Here is a 16,747-nt window from a genome sequence, read left to right on the forward strand (position 1 = left end):
ATAAAATTAAAATGAATAAAAATATTTTTGCTATAGTTGTTATTTTTAATGGAATGCAAAAAAAATGGATTCAAAAATGTTTTGATTCATTACTAAAATCCACTTTAAAAATAAATATTATAGCCATTGACAATGTATCGACAGATGGAAGTGTTGAATTCATTAAGAAAAATTATCCATCTGTTGAACTTATTGAAAATTATTCAAATGAAGGTTTTGGGAAAGCTAATAATATGGGAATTAAAAGAGCATATGAACAGGGAGCTGATTACTATTTCTTATTAAATCAAGATGCATGGGTTGAAGAAAGCACAATTGAAATTTTGATTAATAATTGTATAAAATATCCGGATTATGGAATTTTAAGTCCAATGCATATGAATGGAGAAGGAAATTTGATTGATAAAGGGTTCTTTAATTGTATAAATCCTTTAAAAAGCAGATATCTTTATTCAGCATTAAGCACACCTAGAATAAATAATGAATTAATTTATAATTTCGATTTTGTACCGGCAGCCTGTTGGCTGCTTCCCAAAAAAACTATAGAAAAAATTGGAGGTTTTAGTCCAACTTTTTATCACTATGCGGAAGATGATAATTACGTTCACAGAGTACGTTATTTTTCAATGAAAGTGGGTGTAGTGCCTTCAGTTAAAGTTTATCATGATAGGGAAGAAAGATCTCCTCATGTATATTTTGATGCATTACTAACAAAATATAAAAGAAAAGTTTTATTAGATATTTCAAATCCATTGTTAAAAGGAAATAGAAAGTTTGTTGAATACAGATTACTTTTAGCAGACCTATTTAGAGCATTTCTTTTCTTTGATAAGAAATCAATCAGACTAATATTTGATAAGTTTAAAGTTGTAATAAAAATAAAAGAGAAAGAGATATTAAAAAATAAAAAAGTTTCAGAAAAAGAAGGAATGAATTTTTTGTAATAATTTTACATTTCTATAGTATAAAGCTAAAAAAAATCGGGTTATTAACCCGATTTTTTTGTCCTAATAATTAATTTTTTATAATTTTTTTAGTTATTACTGTTTGATTTGAAATAACGTTAACAATATAAATACCGGAAGGCTGAGTTTGTATGTCCACATAAATTTCGTTTATTCCATTGAATTTTTTAGAATAAATAATACCTCCGTTTATATTAGAAATTTCAATAGACCCTTCGGATATATTTCCTAAATTAATACTAAATAAGCCATTGTTTGGATTGGGATATACATTAATCTGAGGTTCTGTAGTTAAATAATTATTAAAAGCAAAGTTTGCTTTTTTACCACAAGCAACCAAATCTGCATTCTTAATAAAATCTTTCCACTGATCAGCTTCTGCGTAAGCACATGTATTTGCAATTAATCTTGTACTAGTTGTGTTAACAGATTTAAATACTTCTTTTCCTAATCTTGGCGGAGTTGGGTTATTGCTAATTATTTTTTCAAAAGTAGTATTTCCCATAAAAGCTGAATTACCAATATAATTAACAGTTGAAGGGATCACAATTTCTTTCATTTTGGCATAAATAAATGCTTTATCTTCAATAGTTTCCAAAGCTGGAGGTAGAGTTACACTACCCGTAAATTGTGAAAACGTTAGAGTGGAGATTTGTTTTAGGTGCTGAGGTAAAATCACGTTTCCTGTAAAAAGGGTAAAACTTCCAGAGTTTGTTCCTGGATTAGATGAAAATGTATTTAATTGACAATTTTTAGAAAAATCTAAAGTTTTATTTTCAGTTAGATTTAATTTTTCGAATGCTCTCTCCTTTATTTCTGTTAATATAATTGATTTACAAAAATCAAGTCTATCTATATTAGCATAATAGAAAGTTCTATTATCAATAACTCTTAAAGCTACAGGAAGGCATACACTTCCGTTAAACTTAGAAAACATATAACTATAAATTCTAGTCAAATTTATTGGTAATATGACATGCCCGGAATAATTTGAGAAAGCTCCTGAAGCAGAATTATGATGAGAAGGAAAAGACTTTAATTTAAGATTTTTAACAAAGTTTAATGTTTTATCTGTTGTAATTTGTAGGCCTTCAAAAGCATTATCTTTAATTGTATTTAAATTAGGGGTACTGAAAAAATCCAGTTTATCGACTTTAGCAAATAAAAAAGCTCTGTTCTCAATAGTTTCCAAAGCTGCAGGTAACGTAACACTACCGGTAAATTGAGAAAACATAAGATTAGGAATTTCTTTAAGGTTAGGGGGTAAAATAACGTTTCCATTAAAAGGAGTAAAAGCTCCGGAATTTGTACCGGGATTAGAAATGAAAGATGTTAACTTTAAATTAGTTGAAAAATCTAAAGTATTATTATTGGAAGTAATTTGTAAAGATTCAAAAGCTCTGTTTTTAATTGTATTTAAATTAGGAGTATTGGAAAAATCAAGTTTATCGATTTTAGCAAATAAGAAAGCCCTGTGCTCAATAGTTTCTAAGGAAGAAGGTAACGTAACGCTACCGGTAAATTGAGAAAACATAAGATTAGGAATTTCTTTAAGGTTAGGGGGTAAAATAACGTTTCCATTAAAAGGAGTAAAAGCTCCAGAATTTGTGCCGGGATTGGATATGAAAGAAGTTAATTTCAAATTTTTGGAGAAATCTAAGGTATTATTATTGGAAGTAATTTCTAAAGCTTCAAAAGCTCGGTCTTTAATTGTACTTAAATTAGGAGAATTAGAAAAATCAAGTTTATCAATTTTAGAGTACATAAAAGCCTTGTGCTCAATAGTTTCTAAGGCATAAGGTAAAATAACGCTACCCGTAAATTGAGAAAACATAAGATTTGAAATTTCTTTAAGATTAGTTGGTAAAATTACGTTTCCAACAAACCCTGTAAATGGACCAGCGACAGCGTTACCATAAGGCAGAAAAGAATTTAATTTTAAATTTTTAGAAAAATCTAAAGTATTGTTGGTTTTAGTTAAAGTAAGTCTTTCGAATGCAGAGTAATTAATAGTATTTAAATTAGGAGAATTAGAAAAATCAAGTTTATCAATTTTAGAGTATATAAAAGCTTTGTGCTCAATAGTTTCTAGAGCTGCAGGTAAAGTAATGCTACCGGTAAATTGAGCAAACATTAGATTTGATATTTTTTTAAGGTTAGTCGGTAAAATTACGTTTCCTACAAATCCAGTAAAAGGACCTGCAACAGAACTACCATATGGCAAAAAAGAATTTAATTTTAAATTTTTAGAAAAATCTAAAGTATTATTGGTTGTTGTTAAAGTTAGCCCTTCAAATGCAGAATAATCAATCGTATGTAAATTAGGAATATTAGAAAAATCTAGTTTATCGATTTTAGCAGCTAAGAAAGCCTTATGTTCAATAGTTTCTAATGCAGAAGGTAAAGTAATACTTCCTGAATATGAAATGAAAGTGTTGGAAGGTATTACTTTAAGAGTTGCAGGTAATGATATATGGCCTTTGAAATTAGAAAAAGCCCCTTTTGGTAGATTGTTGTCTGATAATTTTACTTTAGTTAAATCCAAATTATTAAGAGCAGACATTTCCCGTATCGTTTTAATGTCTTCATTACTTATAGAACCTGTTAATTTAAGGTGAGTTATTTTACTTTTATCAGAAGTAACTAATTGGGATAAGGTTCCGGGTGATTTAACATCTAACTCTTTATAAACTTGTGCATGGCAAACTGCTCCTATTAAGAAAATAGAAAGCATAAAAAAAATAAATTTTTTCATAATAATTAATTTTATTAAAATGTATTTGAATACTTTTTTATTTGATTATGATAATATTATAATCATAAGAGGATACCCATTATTAAATTGTTAATGGGTGTAAAAAGATATTGATATGTATTAGCATAATATTTCATTTGTGTTAGTTTTAGTTAAATAAATCAGTAAATTATTAATGTGCACATATAATAATTACATTAGTATATGAAACAAAATTAATAAAAATATTTATACTTTAATCTCAAAAATAAATATAAATTTATATTTAAAACGTAAACAAATTGTTTATATGCATACACTTATAATAATTAAAATACTTGTAATCAATAATTTAAAAGTTTGGATAAAAATATTAGCAATGAAAACATTAATTAATAAATATAAAATAAAATTAAGCATAAGAAGCTAATATTAATTAGTTGTATTTAAATTTAGAGTTTTTATTTATTAGCTATAGAAGATAAAACTTAATTTAAAAAAATTAAAAATGCAATAAATGCAATTCATATTTTGAAATAAATGATTTTAGAGAAGAGATAGTTACTAAAACTATTGTCTATACTAAGACAATAAAAACATAAATTTGAATTTTTCTAATTTTGTATGATTAAATACTAATAATTTTTTATAATCCTTTAAATAATTATAACAAAGAATTTAGAATATTTGTTTCAATATTCATCGAAATAAATTAATTTTAATTACTCATGTGCCAACCTTTAGTATCAATAATAATTCCCACTTACAATGTTGAAAGATATATTGAGCAAGCAATAGATAGTATATTAAATCAAACCTATTCAAATTTGGAAATACTTGTTATTGATGATTGTTCTACAGACAATACAGTACAAATGGTGAAGAGTAAATATTCTAAAAATCAAAAAATTAGATTATATGAAAAGTCACAAAATTTAGGTCCATCAAATTCTCGAAATATTGGAATTAAACAAGCAAAAGGAAAATATATAGCTTTGTTAGATGGAGATGATTACTACATTCAAGATAAAATAGAAAAGCAGGTTCGGGTACTGGAAAGAAATCAAGATTTAGCTCTTTGTTCTACTTTTTTGAAATGCATTGGATTAAAAAACAATGTAATAAAATTTAAAATTAATCACTCAGATATAAAAGATCAACAATTGCTAGGCTGTCCCATTGCTCATGCAGCTGTTATGTTCAGGGCAACTTTTTTAAAAGAAAATAATTTATTTTATAATGAAAATTTAAGATTTTCAGAAGATTATGAATTATTTATCAGGATGATTGAAAAAGGAGGCAAATTTTTAACAATTCCTGAAGCCCTCTATGTATATAGAATTACAGGAAACCAAGCATCATTTAAAAAATCAGATGATAAGATTTTAAAAAATGAAAAGCAATGGGAAATTTCTAAAAACTTACATTATCAAGTCTTAAGCAAATTAATAGATGAAAATTCAGAATTGTATGATAAAAAATTTGTAGACGCTTTATTAATGCATCAAGTGATAAGAAATTATGATGATCTGAAGCTATTTATAGATTGGGCAAAAAAATTAATTGAATATAATGAAAGTATAGAATGTCCATTTAGTTCAAAATTTTTAGAAAACACATATAAAAATAGTGTACTAGGATATTTTCTTGCTCAAAAGAGATTATCCTGGAATATTTTATACCAATATATATCAGTTTATCCGTATTGTGCTAAATTGGATCTAACCTATCAATTTAAATATATTATAAAATGTCTTTTATTTCTAAAACATTAAAAAAAATTATTTTCGTTCAAATCTCCATTTAAATAATTTATATCCAATATTAACCGGTAAGTTTTGAAAAAGATTTTTCTTTTTTTGATCTAATGAATAAAAAGAAGAAAAGTAATCTAGAAAAGATAATGAAGGTGCTTTTTTTAATCTTTTATAATTCTGTTTCCAATAAGCAATATCCTTTTTCATACATTTCCATTGCATGGTAAGAGTAATTTCTTTAAATGAGATAATATGCTTAAGCATATATTTTTTCCTTATTGGATTAGCTTCTTTAAAAGCTCTTGTAAAATATTCAACTATAGTTTGATGATTTTCAAAATTTCTTTTAGTTTTATTAAAAATAATAGATTCATTGTGAAGATAATAAAAATAGGTTGATTTATGTAAAAAACAAATACTGTCTAGCTTCAATGCCGTATGAAAAGACCATAACTCGTCCTGAGAAAATAAATCTTTTACAAAATAAATTTTATGTTTTCTAAAAAAGTCAACTTCAATAAGTTTATTACAAGCACTTACTGACCAAGAACCATTACAAAAATATTCAAAGATACTATCGTTTCCTTTAAGGGAAGTAAGGGAGTGATTAAAAGGAAATATTTTATATTGAGTTTTTTTGAATGTATTAATTGCGGATATTTCACCTACTGCAACAGTAGACTTCGTTTTAATAATCAACGTTACTAATTCCTCAATACACTCGGGAACAATTTCATCATCACCATCCAAAAAAAATAAATATTTACCCCTTGCATGATCTATACCTGTGTTTCTAACTATGGAAAGCCCCTGATTGGTTTTGTGTTCTATAATTCTTATTTTTTCAGGGTGTTGAGATTGAATCTTTTTAATAACATTTAAACTATTATCTTTTCCTTTATCATCCACCAATAGTATTTCTATATTAGGATAGGTTTGATTCAATACAGAATTAATGCTGCGACCAATATATTTTTCACAATTGTAAACGGGAATAGAGACAGTAACTAATGGATATGGCATAAAAATTAATTATAATCGAGCATCAACAATTTTTTTGTCTAAAAAAGATTTGCAATCGTAAATTACAGCATTATCTTTACAATACTTCTTAATATTCATTTCTTTAAATTCTTGGTGTGGTACGGCAAGAATTATTGTGTCGAATTTCATGGAATTCGGAATTTCATTAAATATATCTAAGCCATATTCATGCTTAACCTCTTTAGGGTTTGCTAAAGGATCGCAAATAGTTATATTCAAATCATATTCATCCAAACATTTAACTATATTAACCACTTTAGTATTTCTAACATCCGGACAATTTTCTTTAAATGTAATACCTAAAATTAAGATATCTGAATTGTTTATAATAATATCCTTTTTAATCATTAACTTAATTACTTCGGAAGCGATATAATAAGGCATCGAATCATTTAATCTTCTTCCTGCGAGAATAATCTCGGAATGATATCCTAATTCCATGGCTTTTTGGGCCAAATAATAGGGGTCAACGCCAATGCAATGCCCACCTACCAGGCCGGGTTTAAACGGTAAAAAATTCCATTTAGTTCCGGCAGCCTCTAACACTTCCGTCGTATCAACACCTAATAAATTAAAAATTTTTGCTAATTCATTAACAAAAGCAATATTAATATCCCGTTGTGAATTTTCAATTACTTTTGCTGATTCGGCAACTTTAATACTGCTTGTCTGATAGGTACCTGCGGTTATAATGGAAGAATATAAATTATTTACAAATTCTGCAACCTGAGGAGTAGACCCGGAGGTCACTTTTTTAATATTTGTGAGAGTATTAATCTTATCACCGGGATTGATTCTTTCAGGAGAATATCCTGCAAAAAAATCACGATTGTATGTTAGCCCTGAAATTTTTTCAATAATAGGTACACATTCTTCTTCCGTGCATCCCGGATAAGTCGTAGATTCGTAAATAACAACACCTCCTTTTTTAATTACTTTCCCTACGGTGGTACTAGCAGAATGTAAAGGGGTTAAATCAGGTCTGTTGGATGAATCTACAGGAGTAGGTACGGTCACGATGTAAATCGTTGAATTTTTTATGTCATCCAAATCCGAAGTAGGATAAAATCCGTTTTGGTTTTCTAAATCTTTTGCGGATTTAACTATAACATTTGAAATTTGTTCAGAAGATACCTCTCGAGTAATATCTTTAGATTCAATTAATTGTTTTATTCTTTCGGTTGAAATGTCAAATCCTGTTACCTTATATTTTTTTGCAAATTCCAAAGCTAAAGGAAGTCCGACATATCCGAGACCTATTATACTTATTTTAATATTTTGAGGGGAAAAAAGCATTTTGTCGATTTTTAATTTAAATTGAATAAAAATTTCTATACCATTCAATGAAATTTTTAATTCCTTCCTTTACGGATACTTGAGGTTTATAATTAAAATTTTCAATTAAATCAGTAACATCAGCATAGGTAGCAGGAACATCTCCGGGCTGAATAGGCAATAAATTGATTATTGCTTTTTTACCCAATTCTTCTTCTATAGTTTTAACAAAGGACATAAGTTCCACAGGTTTACTATTTCCTATATTATAAATTTTATAAGGAGCAGATGAAGACGAAGGGTCCGGATTAACAGGGTCCCAGTTTGAGTTGCCTATTGGCGGATTGTCATTAACCTTTATAATTCCTTGAACAATATCTGAAATATAGGTAAAATCACGTTGCATTTTTCCATAATTATAGACATCAATAGGTTTATTTTCTAAAATGGATTTAGTAAAGATAAATAAGGCCATATCGGGTCTACCCCACGGACCGTAAACGGTAAAAAAACGCAATCCGGTGGTTGGGATTTTAAATAAGTGGCTATAGGTATGTGCCATCAGTTCATTGCATTTTTTACTTGAGGCATATAAACTTACCGGATGATCAACATTATCTTTAGTTGAAAAAGGCTGTTTTTCATTCAGGCCATATACGCTGGAACTACTGGCATAAGTTAAATGCTTGATAGAAAAATTCCTGCAACATTCTAATATAGTAAGGAATCCGGTTATATTTGAATCAATATAAGCTTGAGGATTGACTAAAGAATATCTAACCCCGGCTTGAGCAGCAAGATTAATTACTTTATCGAATTTTTCTTCTTTAAATAAATTTTCTAAATTATTTTTATCTTCAAGACCTAGTTTGATGAATGAAAGATTGGAATATTTGGAACTCTTAATCAGTTTATTATATTCAATATCGGATTTATCAAATCCACAATTTTTTAATCTTCCATATTTAATAGAGACGTCATAATAATCATTGATAATATCGAGACCAATTATCTCATCATCTCTGTTTATTAAAGACATTACTAAGTGATAACCGATAAATCCGGCAATTCCTGTAACAAGGATTTTCATTCAGATTTTTTTTATAACAAAATACAAATTTAAAAATTTTTATTTTGATAGTTTGAGTGACTCATTAACTTTGAGTGGATAGTATAGAAAAAATTAATAAGATATACCTTACAACAGATCATGCTCTCAAGTAATTCAGTACTAAAAAAAATTTTTAATCTCATGGAATTCTTAAAATAAAGGGATATACATATTTGGTATATAGTAGTTTAATGCTTAAGATTGTTTGTCACTGATGATAAGTTTATAGTAATGCACATGCAGTTGACGAAATAAATGCAAAAGATTAAAGTTTAAGATCCTTTTTACAACGAAGAAAATTTGATTGAAAAGATGCAAAAAAAGAAAGCTTGGAAATGGAATTATAAATAAAATTTTACTGAATTCATTGCAGGTTAAATAAAATTTATCTAACTTTCAATTAGTTCGATGAAAAGGTTATGAAAGCAATAAGACATATATTCTTATTAAGTTTTATATTACTAATATTGATACATTGTAAAACAAATAAGGTAAAAGAAGTACACCAAATACATCTTAATAAAAAGATTACTGATTCAATTAAATCGGATTCACAAATTATCAATTTCATTTATCCATATAAAAAACAATTAGATTCAATAATGAATCAACCCATTAGTTATGCCAATGTAGACTTCACCAAAGCAGGATACTCCAGCAACGAAGGAAATTTATTAGCAGACTTAGTATTGGAATATGCTAAAAAATATGCTAAAACAAACAATAAACCTGAACCCGATTTTTGTTTGTTAAACAGCGGCGGAATCAGAACTATAATTCCTAAAGGAATAGTTACTGTTGAAAATATATTTGAAGTATCGCCCTTTGAAAATGAAATGGTTCTTTTACGATTGGATGGATCTCGAATGAAAGAAATGTTTGATTATTTAAGAATTGAAAAAAAAGGGCATCCGTTGGCAGGAATAAAATTAGTATATAAGAAAGATAAATTGATTTCTGCACAAATTGAAGGTAAAAATTTTGATCCAACAAAAAAATATTGGGTTGTTACCATAGATTATCTAATGAATGGCGGAGATAGAATGAATTTTTTCATGAAATCGGATGCCCAAGAAATCACTCATTTAAAATTACGAGATATTCTATTAGAACAGGTAAAAAATTACAAAATATTGCCGGACATTAAAGATCAAAGATTAGTTTTTGAAGATTAAATAAATTCAAATGAAAAGAAGAGATTTTATCAAAACAGCTGCTTTAGCAGGAGGAGCTTTAAGTTTTCCCTCCCTATCATTTGCTTCCCGTGTTTTACAATCAGACAAAAAAATAACCATAGTACACACCAATGATCAACACAGTAGAATAGACCCTTTTCCGGCGACTTATACCAAAAATCCCAATCAAGGAGGTTTTGCTAGAAGAGCAACTTTAATAGATGCTATACGAAAACAAGAGTCACAGGTATTATTATTAGATTCGGGTGATGTTTTTCAAGGAACTCCTTACTTCAATTTTTTCGGAGGTGAACTGGAGTTTAAATTAATGTCAACCATGGGATATGAAGCTTCAACTATGGGAAATCATGAATTTGATAATGGATTGGAGGGATTTAAAAAACAACTGCCACATGCTAAATTTGATTTTCTTTGTTCAAACTATGATTTTAGCAATACGCTGTTGGATGGATTAACCAAAGATTATAAAATCATAAAAAAGGGAGGCATTAAAATAGGATTATTTGGGTTAGGCGTTGAATTAGCCGGATTGGTTGAAAAAAAGAATTATTTAGAAACTAAATATCTGGATCCTATTGAAATTGCACAAGATCGAGCAAGAATGCTAAAAAAAGAAAAAAAGTGCGATCTAGTAGTTTGCCTTTCCCATATAGGATATAAATATCCTAATTTTCCCGATAAAATTTGCGATGTAAAATTGTGTCAGCAAACATCCAATATAGATTTAATACTCGGAGGCCATACACATACCTTTTTTAAAGAACCGGAAAAATATCTAAACAAAGAAGGCAAAGTAGTATTGCTCAATCAAGTGGGATGGGCCGGTTTATTATTAGGCAGAATTGATTTTCTCTTTACCCAAGATAATACGTTAAAAGAAATAGCTTATCAAACAATTCCCGTAAAAAATTACACCGTATAATTTCGCTTTCCAAATAATTTAGATCCAATTCTAACCATATTACTTCCGCACTTTATGGCAATTAGATAATCATCCGACATGCCCATGGATAAAATCGATAGACCATATTCATTTTGATGGGTTATATAAAAATCGTGAAGAGAAGAAAATTCTTTTTCAATTTGAGAAGTATTATCAGTAAATGAAGCCATACCCATAAGACCAAGAATAGTAACATGTGGAAACATTCCATCCTTTTTAAGCTTAAGTATTTCAAGAGCCGAATCGAAAGTTAATCCATATTTAGATTCTTCTTGAGCTATTTTTATTTGTAATAAAACAGAAATCAGACGATTATTTTTTACCGCCTCTTTTTCAATAGTATCAAGCAATTCCAAACGATCCACAGAATGTATTAGGTGAACAAAAGGAGCAATATATTTTACTTTATTCTTTTGTAAATGCCCAATTTGATGCCAGCGAATATTTTTAGGCAATTGATTATATTTTTCAACTAATTCTTGAACTTTATTCTCACCGAAATCGATCTGTCCACATTGATACATTTCTTCAATTTCCTTTGCAGGATGAGTTTTTGAAACGGCTATTAATTGAACATTAGAGGGTAGAGTTTCTAAAGTTGATTGTAATGAATCTGCTATAGACATGGATTGAAAATATATTTTTACGAAGGTTAAAAGTACTAATAAATTTTTTGATAAAATAATGGGAGAAACATAGTATATAAAAAAGAGCGGAAAATATTTTATTTTCCGCTCTGTTAAATTAATATGACTTTAAAAATGATGGATTATGATTTATCTATTAGATTTTAAATCTTGAAAATTAAGATCATTATTTAACACATTGTTTACTTTTTCAACAATTAACTTATTTGGTAATGAAAAATTAGATACTTGCTTAGTGTTGGTAAGAGATGAGTTAAACTCAATTTTATAGATTCCAGCATCGGCAATCCATGCGGAAGCCAAAGGATTAAAAGAAGCTAAGTCTTTGGGTTGAAGTTCGAAAAAGACTACTTGAGTTTCTCCCGGTTTCAATACTCTGGTCTTAACAAATCCCTTTAATTCTTTTGATGGTTTATCTATATTCCCTTTAGGAGTTGAAAGATACAATTGAACAACTTCTTTACCTGCAACACTTCCGGTATTTTTAACTTTAAGAGAGATCAAAAGTTTTTGATTAAATTCAGCGGAACTCAATACAGGTTCAGAATAGTCGAACTTTGTATAAGAAAGGCCATACCCAAATTCATAAGATGGAATAACATTAAAAGTGTTAAAATATCTGTATCCCACATATATGCCTTCCTTATAAGATACATCAGTTGGTTTTTCTGCCGGAACTCCGTCAAAATTAGAAGAAGAAGAAACATCTGTATATTTAACAGGTAGGGTTTGAGTTAATTTTCCGGATGGATTCACAGCTCCTGAAAGTACATCGGTTATAGCATAGCCACCTTCCTGACCGGGAAGACTTGCCCAAACTATAGCATCTACTTTATCTTTCCAACTGGAAGTTTCAATAGCGCTTCCTGAATTTATAATCACAACCACTTTTTTATTTTGTTGATGAAATGCTTTTGATACTTCAGAAATTAAATTTTGTTCTTTTTCGGAAAGATCAAAATCATCAGGAATTTTTCTGTCTCCGGATTCACCCGCTTCTCTTCCAATAGTAATGATTGCAATATCATTTTCTTTAGCACTGTTTTGTATCGCTTTTTCCTTAATGGTCGGCTGAGTTAAAGTTGGTAAGATAGCGAGTAATTTTTTCTTTAATTCCTCAGTTTTAGCTAATTCCTCCTTAACAAATTGAGAATAGGTTTGATTTAAATTTTTATCAATCACATAACCGTTATCTTCCAATCCTTTAGGTAAAGAAATTACATATGCTTTATTTACATTTCCACTTCCTGTTCCTCCTGCTATAATATTATATGAACCACTTCCAAATAAGGCTATTTTACTTCCTTTATTTAAAGGTAAAGCCCCTTGCTCATTTTTTAATAAAACCATACCTTCTGAAGCTGCTTTTCTGCTTAAAAGTGCATGGGATTTCAAATCCGGATTATTAGTTGGTACATAACCGGCTACCCGTGGAGATTTATAGATCATTTCCAATACATTTCTCAAGCAATTATTTACATCTTCTATAGAAAGACGTTTAGTTTCAATGTATTTTTTAAGGGTTTCAAATTGTACTTGTGTACCCGGCATTAATAAATCATTTCCTGCATGTAATTGCTTTGCAAATATGTTTTCATCATAAGAATCTTTACTTATTCCATCATGGCTGGTATCGCTTACAGCAGATACATTGGCATATCCGCCAAACCAGTCTGTAATTACTGCTCCTTTGAAGCCCCATTCGTGACGTAAAATGGTAGTTAATAAGTCATAACTTGCCGAAGTGTAAGTCCCGTTAATTTTATTGTAAGAAGACATAATGGTTGCCGGATTAGATTCTTTAACAGCAATTTCAAATCCGCGTAGGTAAATTTCTCGTAACGCTCTTTGAGATAGATGAACATCTAAGTCCATTCGATTGTTTTCACTATTGTTTGCGGCAAAATGTTTTAAAGAAACACCCACACCGTTTTTTTGAATTCCTTGTGTGATCGCTGAAGCGAATTTACCGGCTATTAAAGGATCTTCTGAGAAATACTCGAAATTACGCCCACACAAAGGGTTGCGAATGATGTTTAATGCCGGAGCCAATTGAATATCCGAGCCATATTTTAAGGCTTCATCTCCAATAGCATTTCCAACTTCTTTTGCTAATTCTGTATCCCAAGTGGTCGAAATAAGGGCCCCTACAGGAAACCCTGTGGCATAATAAGTTCTTGTTTCTCCTTTTCTTTTATAAGAAATGCGGACACCTGCAGGACCATCGGTAAATATTACTGCAGGAACGCCCCATTTGTCAATGGGTGTAGTTGAACCTGCTGATCCGGGAATAAGATAGCTTGGTATTGTGACTCCTTTAGGGTCTATAGCTTCAAACCCTTTCAACATTTCAAATCCAACCATTCCCGTACCCAAGAGTAAATGTATTTTATCATCAACAGATAAACGAGAAATTAAATCATTAATTCTTTCATAATCCGACAGTCGAGTATCTTCATAAGGTTGTAGTTTTCCATCTTTGTTCCAATCAGAAAATCTTTGATTATTTACAACGATTTGAGGATAGGTTTGCGCCTTACTGAGGTTAAATGCGCAAAAACCGGCTAATGCATATAATACAAATCTTTTTTTCATCATATTATTTTTTTTTCTCATAAGGTACAAATTATTTATTATATATTAACATAGACATGATATAAATTAGGTGTTAAGTGTCTTGCTATTGCTATATAATATTCAATAATTGATATACAATAAGATATCTATTCTGATTTTATATAATAAAAAAGATGAAATAGATCTAAAGATGTATTCACATACAGTAATATATAAATAATAAGATAATACGAACCATTTATGTAAATGCGAAAATTATCTTGATAATTGATTATTTTTGTACAAGTAAAGGTAAGCAAATGAATAAAAAAAAGGTAGAAAAATATTTTAATTTAGCTTGTTATGCAGAATGCATAAGTTGTTTCTTACTTTTTCTAGTAGCCATGCCCTTAAAATATTTTTTTCATTATACCTTATTTATGATTCCGACGGGTATGATACACGGTTTATTTTTTACCGCATATATTATATTGGCGATTTTAGTAAGAAAGCATTATAAATGGGATGATGAAGATTTTGTATTTGTATTAATGTCAGCCTTTTTCCCGTTCGCAACGCTATGGGTCGAAAAAAAATTAGCTAAGATCAATCGAACATAAATTAACCAATTTTAGATTTCCGGTTGTAAAAATCAACTAATAATTTAAAATTGTTTAAGTTATTGCTTAATGATTTAACAGGAATACGATAGATATAAAAAAATAAAAAGCTTCTTATAAGCATAAGAAACTTTCTATTTTTTATATATGTAAAAAATTCTAATTTACAGCGTTTTGCAATTCTTCAGTAATTTCCATATTATGAAATACTTGTTGAACATCATCATCGTCTTCAAATTTTTCAAGCATTTTCAAAATAGTTTGTGCCTGTTCTAACGGAAGAGCTTTTGTATTGTTAGGCAACCTTTGTAATTCTGCACTCTTAGGCTCTATACCCAATTCTTCAAATTTATGGTTTATAGAACCAAAATCTTCAAAAGAAGAGGTTATAATCACTTCATTTTCATCTTCTTCAATTTCTTCGGCTCCTGCGTCAATCATTTCCAATTCAAAACTGTCCCAATCCATAGTAAGATTTGACTTATCTAAAGTAAAAATCCCCTTTCGATCAAAAATAAATGTAAGTTCTCCATTTTTGCCCAGATTTCCTTCAAATTTGTTAAATATAGCACGAACATTGGCTACAGTTCGGGTAGGATTATTAGTAGTACATTCTAAAAAAATGGCAATTCCTCCCGGTCCATATCCTTCATAGGTTATTTCATCGTATTGTTCTGCATCTGCCCCTGAAGCCTTTTTAATCGCTCTTTCTACATTGTCTTTAGGCATATTTACACCTTTCGCATTAAGTAAACAACGACGAAGTGCAGGGTTAGATTCAGGGTTAGGGCCACCGGCTTTTACAGCAATTGCAATTTCTTTACCAATACGGCTGAACTGTTTTGCCATTTTGTCCCATCTGGCTAATTTTGAAGCTTTTCTATATTCAAATGCGCGTCCCATAATCAAGTTTAATTTCTAAAACAAAAATAATAATTGAATGAGTTATAGAAAAATAAATTATTAATTTTTAAATCTTTTTTACATGTTTAAATATTCGATCGTTTGTTCTTTTTTTACAACTAATATATAGATGAACTAAGAAAAATTAATAATTATAGTAACCGTGTAGTTAAACAGTATCCTTAACAAAGGTTAATCAAGTAATTCTTTAGGAATTTTACAAACCGGAATAGGATTAATTTTATGTTGAGCAAGTCGGTTTAATCGATCATAAATTTCGAAAACTTCACGTTCTCTTCCTGTAAAATCAGAAGCCTTATGATTTTCATGAACATTCATTGCCCATTCCAGTTCCGGATAGGAAGCTCCAATTTGGTCTTCATCAGATCGGTCATCGGTCCAAAGACCATCGGTAGGTTTCGCTTTCTGAATAGATTCAGAAACATGTAATTCTTTGGCTATTTCAAATACCTGGCTTTTTAAAAGGTCGGCAATAGGGCTGATATCAACTCCTCCATCTCCATATTTAGTAAAAAAGCCGATACCAAAATCCTCTATTTTATTACCTGTTCCACAAACCAAGAAATTATTGAGTCCTGCATAATAATATAAGGCAGTCATACGAAGACGAGACCGAGTATTGGCTAAAGATAAATTGTTTTTTTCATGAGATTCATCCGCTTCTAAATCAGATTTTAAAGCCTCAAAAGTGTTGGTCAGATTTATAGTTTTTCCGGTAACATTTGTATAGTGTTCAGTGAGATATTTTATATGTTCTCTGGCTCGAGTAACTTGGTCTTCCGGTTGATGAATAGGCATTTCTAAAACTAAAACGGGTTTACCGGTTTGAGCAGCTAATGTAGAAACTACAGCGGAATCTATTCCTCCGGATACACCTACAACAAATCCTTTTGCTCTACTATTTTTGAGATAATCGTTTAACCAATTAACAATATAGGAAATTACTCTGGTTGTTTTCATAATATTGTATCTTTG

Annotated in this window: 13 protein-coding genes; 5 read left to right on the forward strand and 8 right to left on the reverse strand. The window is 29.5% G+C overall.

Translation table 11 applies throughout. The features are described from left to right. Window positions 1-11: 11 nt before the first annotated feature. Window positions 12-944: a glycosyltransferase family 2 protein gene (locus G8C41_RS09425; protein WP_166007484.1), complete on the forward strand. Its 933-nt coding sequence runs from the start codon at window positions 12-14 to the stop codon at window positions 942-944. 70 nt (window positions 945-1,014) lie between these two features. On the opposite strand, the gene G8C41_RS09430 is transcribed toward G8C41_RS09425, so the two are convergent. Then, a complete protein-coding gene (locus tag G8C41_RS09430) occupies window positions 1,015-3,720 on the reverse strand; it encodes a leucine-rich repeat protein (RefSeq protein ID WP_166004904.1) in 2,706 nt (901 codons plus the stop codon). Window positions 3,721-4,427: 707 nt separating this feature from the next. On the opposite strand from G8C41_RS09430, the gene G8C41_RS09435 reads away from it, so the two are divergent. Continuing rightward, a complete protein-coding gene (locus tag G8C41_RS09435) occupies window positions 4,428-5,474 on the forward strand; it encodes a glycosyltransferase family 2 protein (protein ID WP_166007486.1) in 1,047 nt (348 codons plus the stop codon). Between the two features lie 6 nt (window positions 5,475-5,480). Here the strand turns inward: G8C41_RS09435 and G8C41_RS09440 are convergent, their stop codons facing one another. Genes G8C41_RS09440 through G8C41_RS09450 form a run of 3 tightly spaced genes read right to left on the reverse strand, consistent with a single transcriptional unit; the run spans window position 5,481 to window position 8,865 of the window. Further along, complete coding sequence (locus tag G8C41_RS09440) at window positions 5,481-6,479, reverse strand: glycosyltransferase family 2 protein (RefSeq protein WP_166007488.1); 999 nt, start codon at window positions 6,477-6,479, stop codon at window positions 5,481-5,483. Between the two features lie 9 nt (window positions 6,480-6,488). Further along, window positions 6,489-7,796: a nucleotide sugar dehydrogenase gene (locus G8C41_RS09445; protein ID WP_166007490.1), complete on the reverse strand. Its 1,308-nt coding sequence runs from the start codon at window positions 7,794-7,796 to the stop codon at window positions 6,489-6,491. Window positions 7,797-7,812: 16 nt separating this feature from the next. After that, on the reverse strand, window positions 7,813-8,865 hold the full coding sequence (locus tag G8C41_RS09450) for an NAD-dependent epimerase (protein WP_160542872.1): 1,053 nt from the start codon (window positions 8,863-8,865) through the stop codon (window positions 7,813-7,815). A 440-nt stretch (window positions 8,866-9,305) separates the two neighbouring features. Here G8C41_RS09450 and G8C41_RS09455 point away from each other — a divergent pair, with 440 nt between their 5' ends. After that, window positions 9,306-10,061, forward strand: a complete 756-nt coding sequence (locus G8C41_RS09455; protein ID WP_166007492.1) for a 5'-nucleotidase C-terminal domain-containing protein — start codon at window positions 9,306-9,308, stop codon at window positions 10,059-10,061. Between the two features lie 10 nt (window positions 10,062-10,071). Further along, on the forward strand, window positions 10,072-11,004 hold the full coding sequence (locus tag G8C41_RS09460; protein WP_166007494.1) for a metallophosphoesterase: 933 nt from the start codon (window positions 10,072-10,074) through the stop codon (window positions 11,002-11,004). Here the strand turns inward: G8C41_RS09460 and G8C41_RS09465 are convergent. Beyond that, window positions 10,992-11,651: a YggS family pyridoxal phosphate-dependent enzyme gene (locus tag G8C41_RS09465; protein ID WP_166007496.1), complete on the reverse strand. Its 660-nt coding sequence runs from the start codon at window positions 11,649-11,651 to the stop codon at window positions 10,992-10,994. The two genes, G8C41_RS09460 and G8C41_RS09465, sit on opposite strands and share 13 nt — an antisense overlap. A gap of 150 nt (window positions 11,652-11,801) precedes the next feature. After that, on the reverse strand, window positions 11,802-14,270 hold the full coding sequence (locus G8C41_RS09470) for a beta-glucosidase (protein WP_255466937.1): 2,469 nt from the start codon (window positions 14,268-14,270) through the stop codon (window positions 11,802-11,804). 278 nt (window positions 14,271-14,548) lie between these two features. Here G8C41_RS09470 and G8C41_RS09475 point away from each other — a divergent pair, with 278 nt between their 5' ends. Continuing rightward, window positions 14,549-14,848 (forward strand): DUF3817 domain-containing protein, encoded by a 300-nt coding sequence (locus G8C41_RS09475; protein WP_160542867.1) that lies wholly within the window; start codon window positions 14,549-14,551, stop codon window positions 14,846-14,848. Between the two features lie 159 nt (window positions 14,849-15,007). On the opposite strand, the gene G8C41_RS09480 is transcribed toward G8C41_RS09475, so the two are convergent. Beyond that, the gene (locus G8C41_RS09480) at window positions 15,008-15,751 is read right to left on the reverse strand and encodes a YebC/PmpR family DNA-binding transcriptional regulator (RefSeq protein WP_105296552.1); all 744 of its coding nucleotides are present in this window, start codon (window positions 15,749-15,751) and stop codon (window positions 15,008-15,010) included. Between the two features lie 192 nt (window positions 15,752-15,943). Further along, on the reverse strand, window positions 15,944-16,732 hold the full coding sequence (nadE, locus tag G8C41_RS09485) for an NAD(+) synthase (protein ID WP_166007499.1): 789 nt from the start codon (window positions 16,730-16,732) through the stop codon (window positions 15,944-15,946). Window positions 16,733-16,747 lie beyond the last annotated feature (15 nt).

Origin of the sequence: Apibacter sp. B3706, assembly GCF_011082725.1 — a bacterium.
Classification (GTDB): Bacteria; Bacteroidota; Bacteroidia; order Flavobacteriales; family Weeksellaceae; genus Apibacter.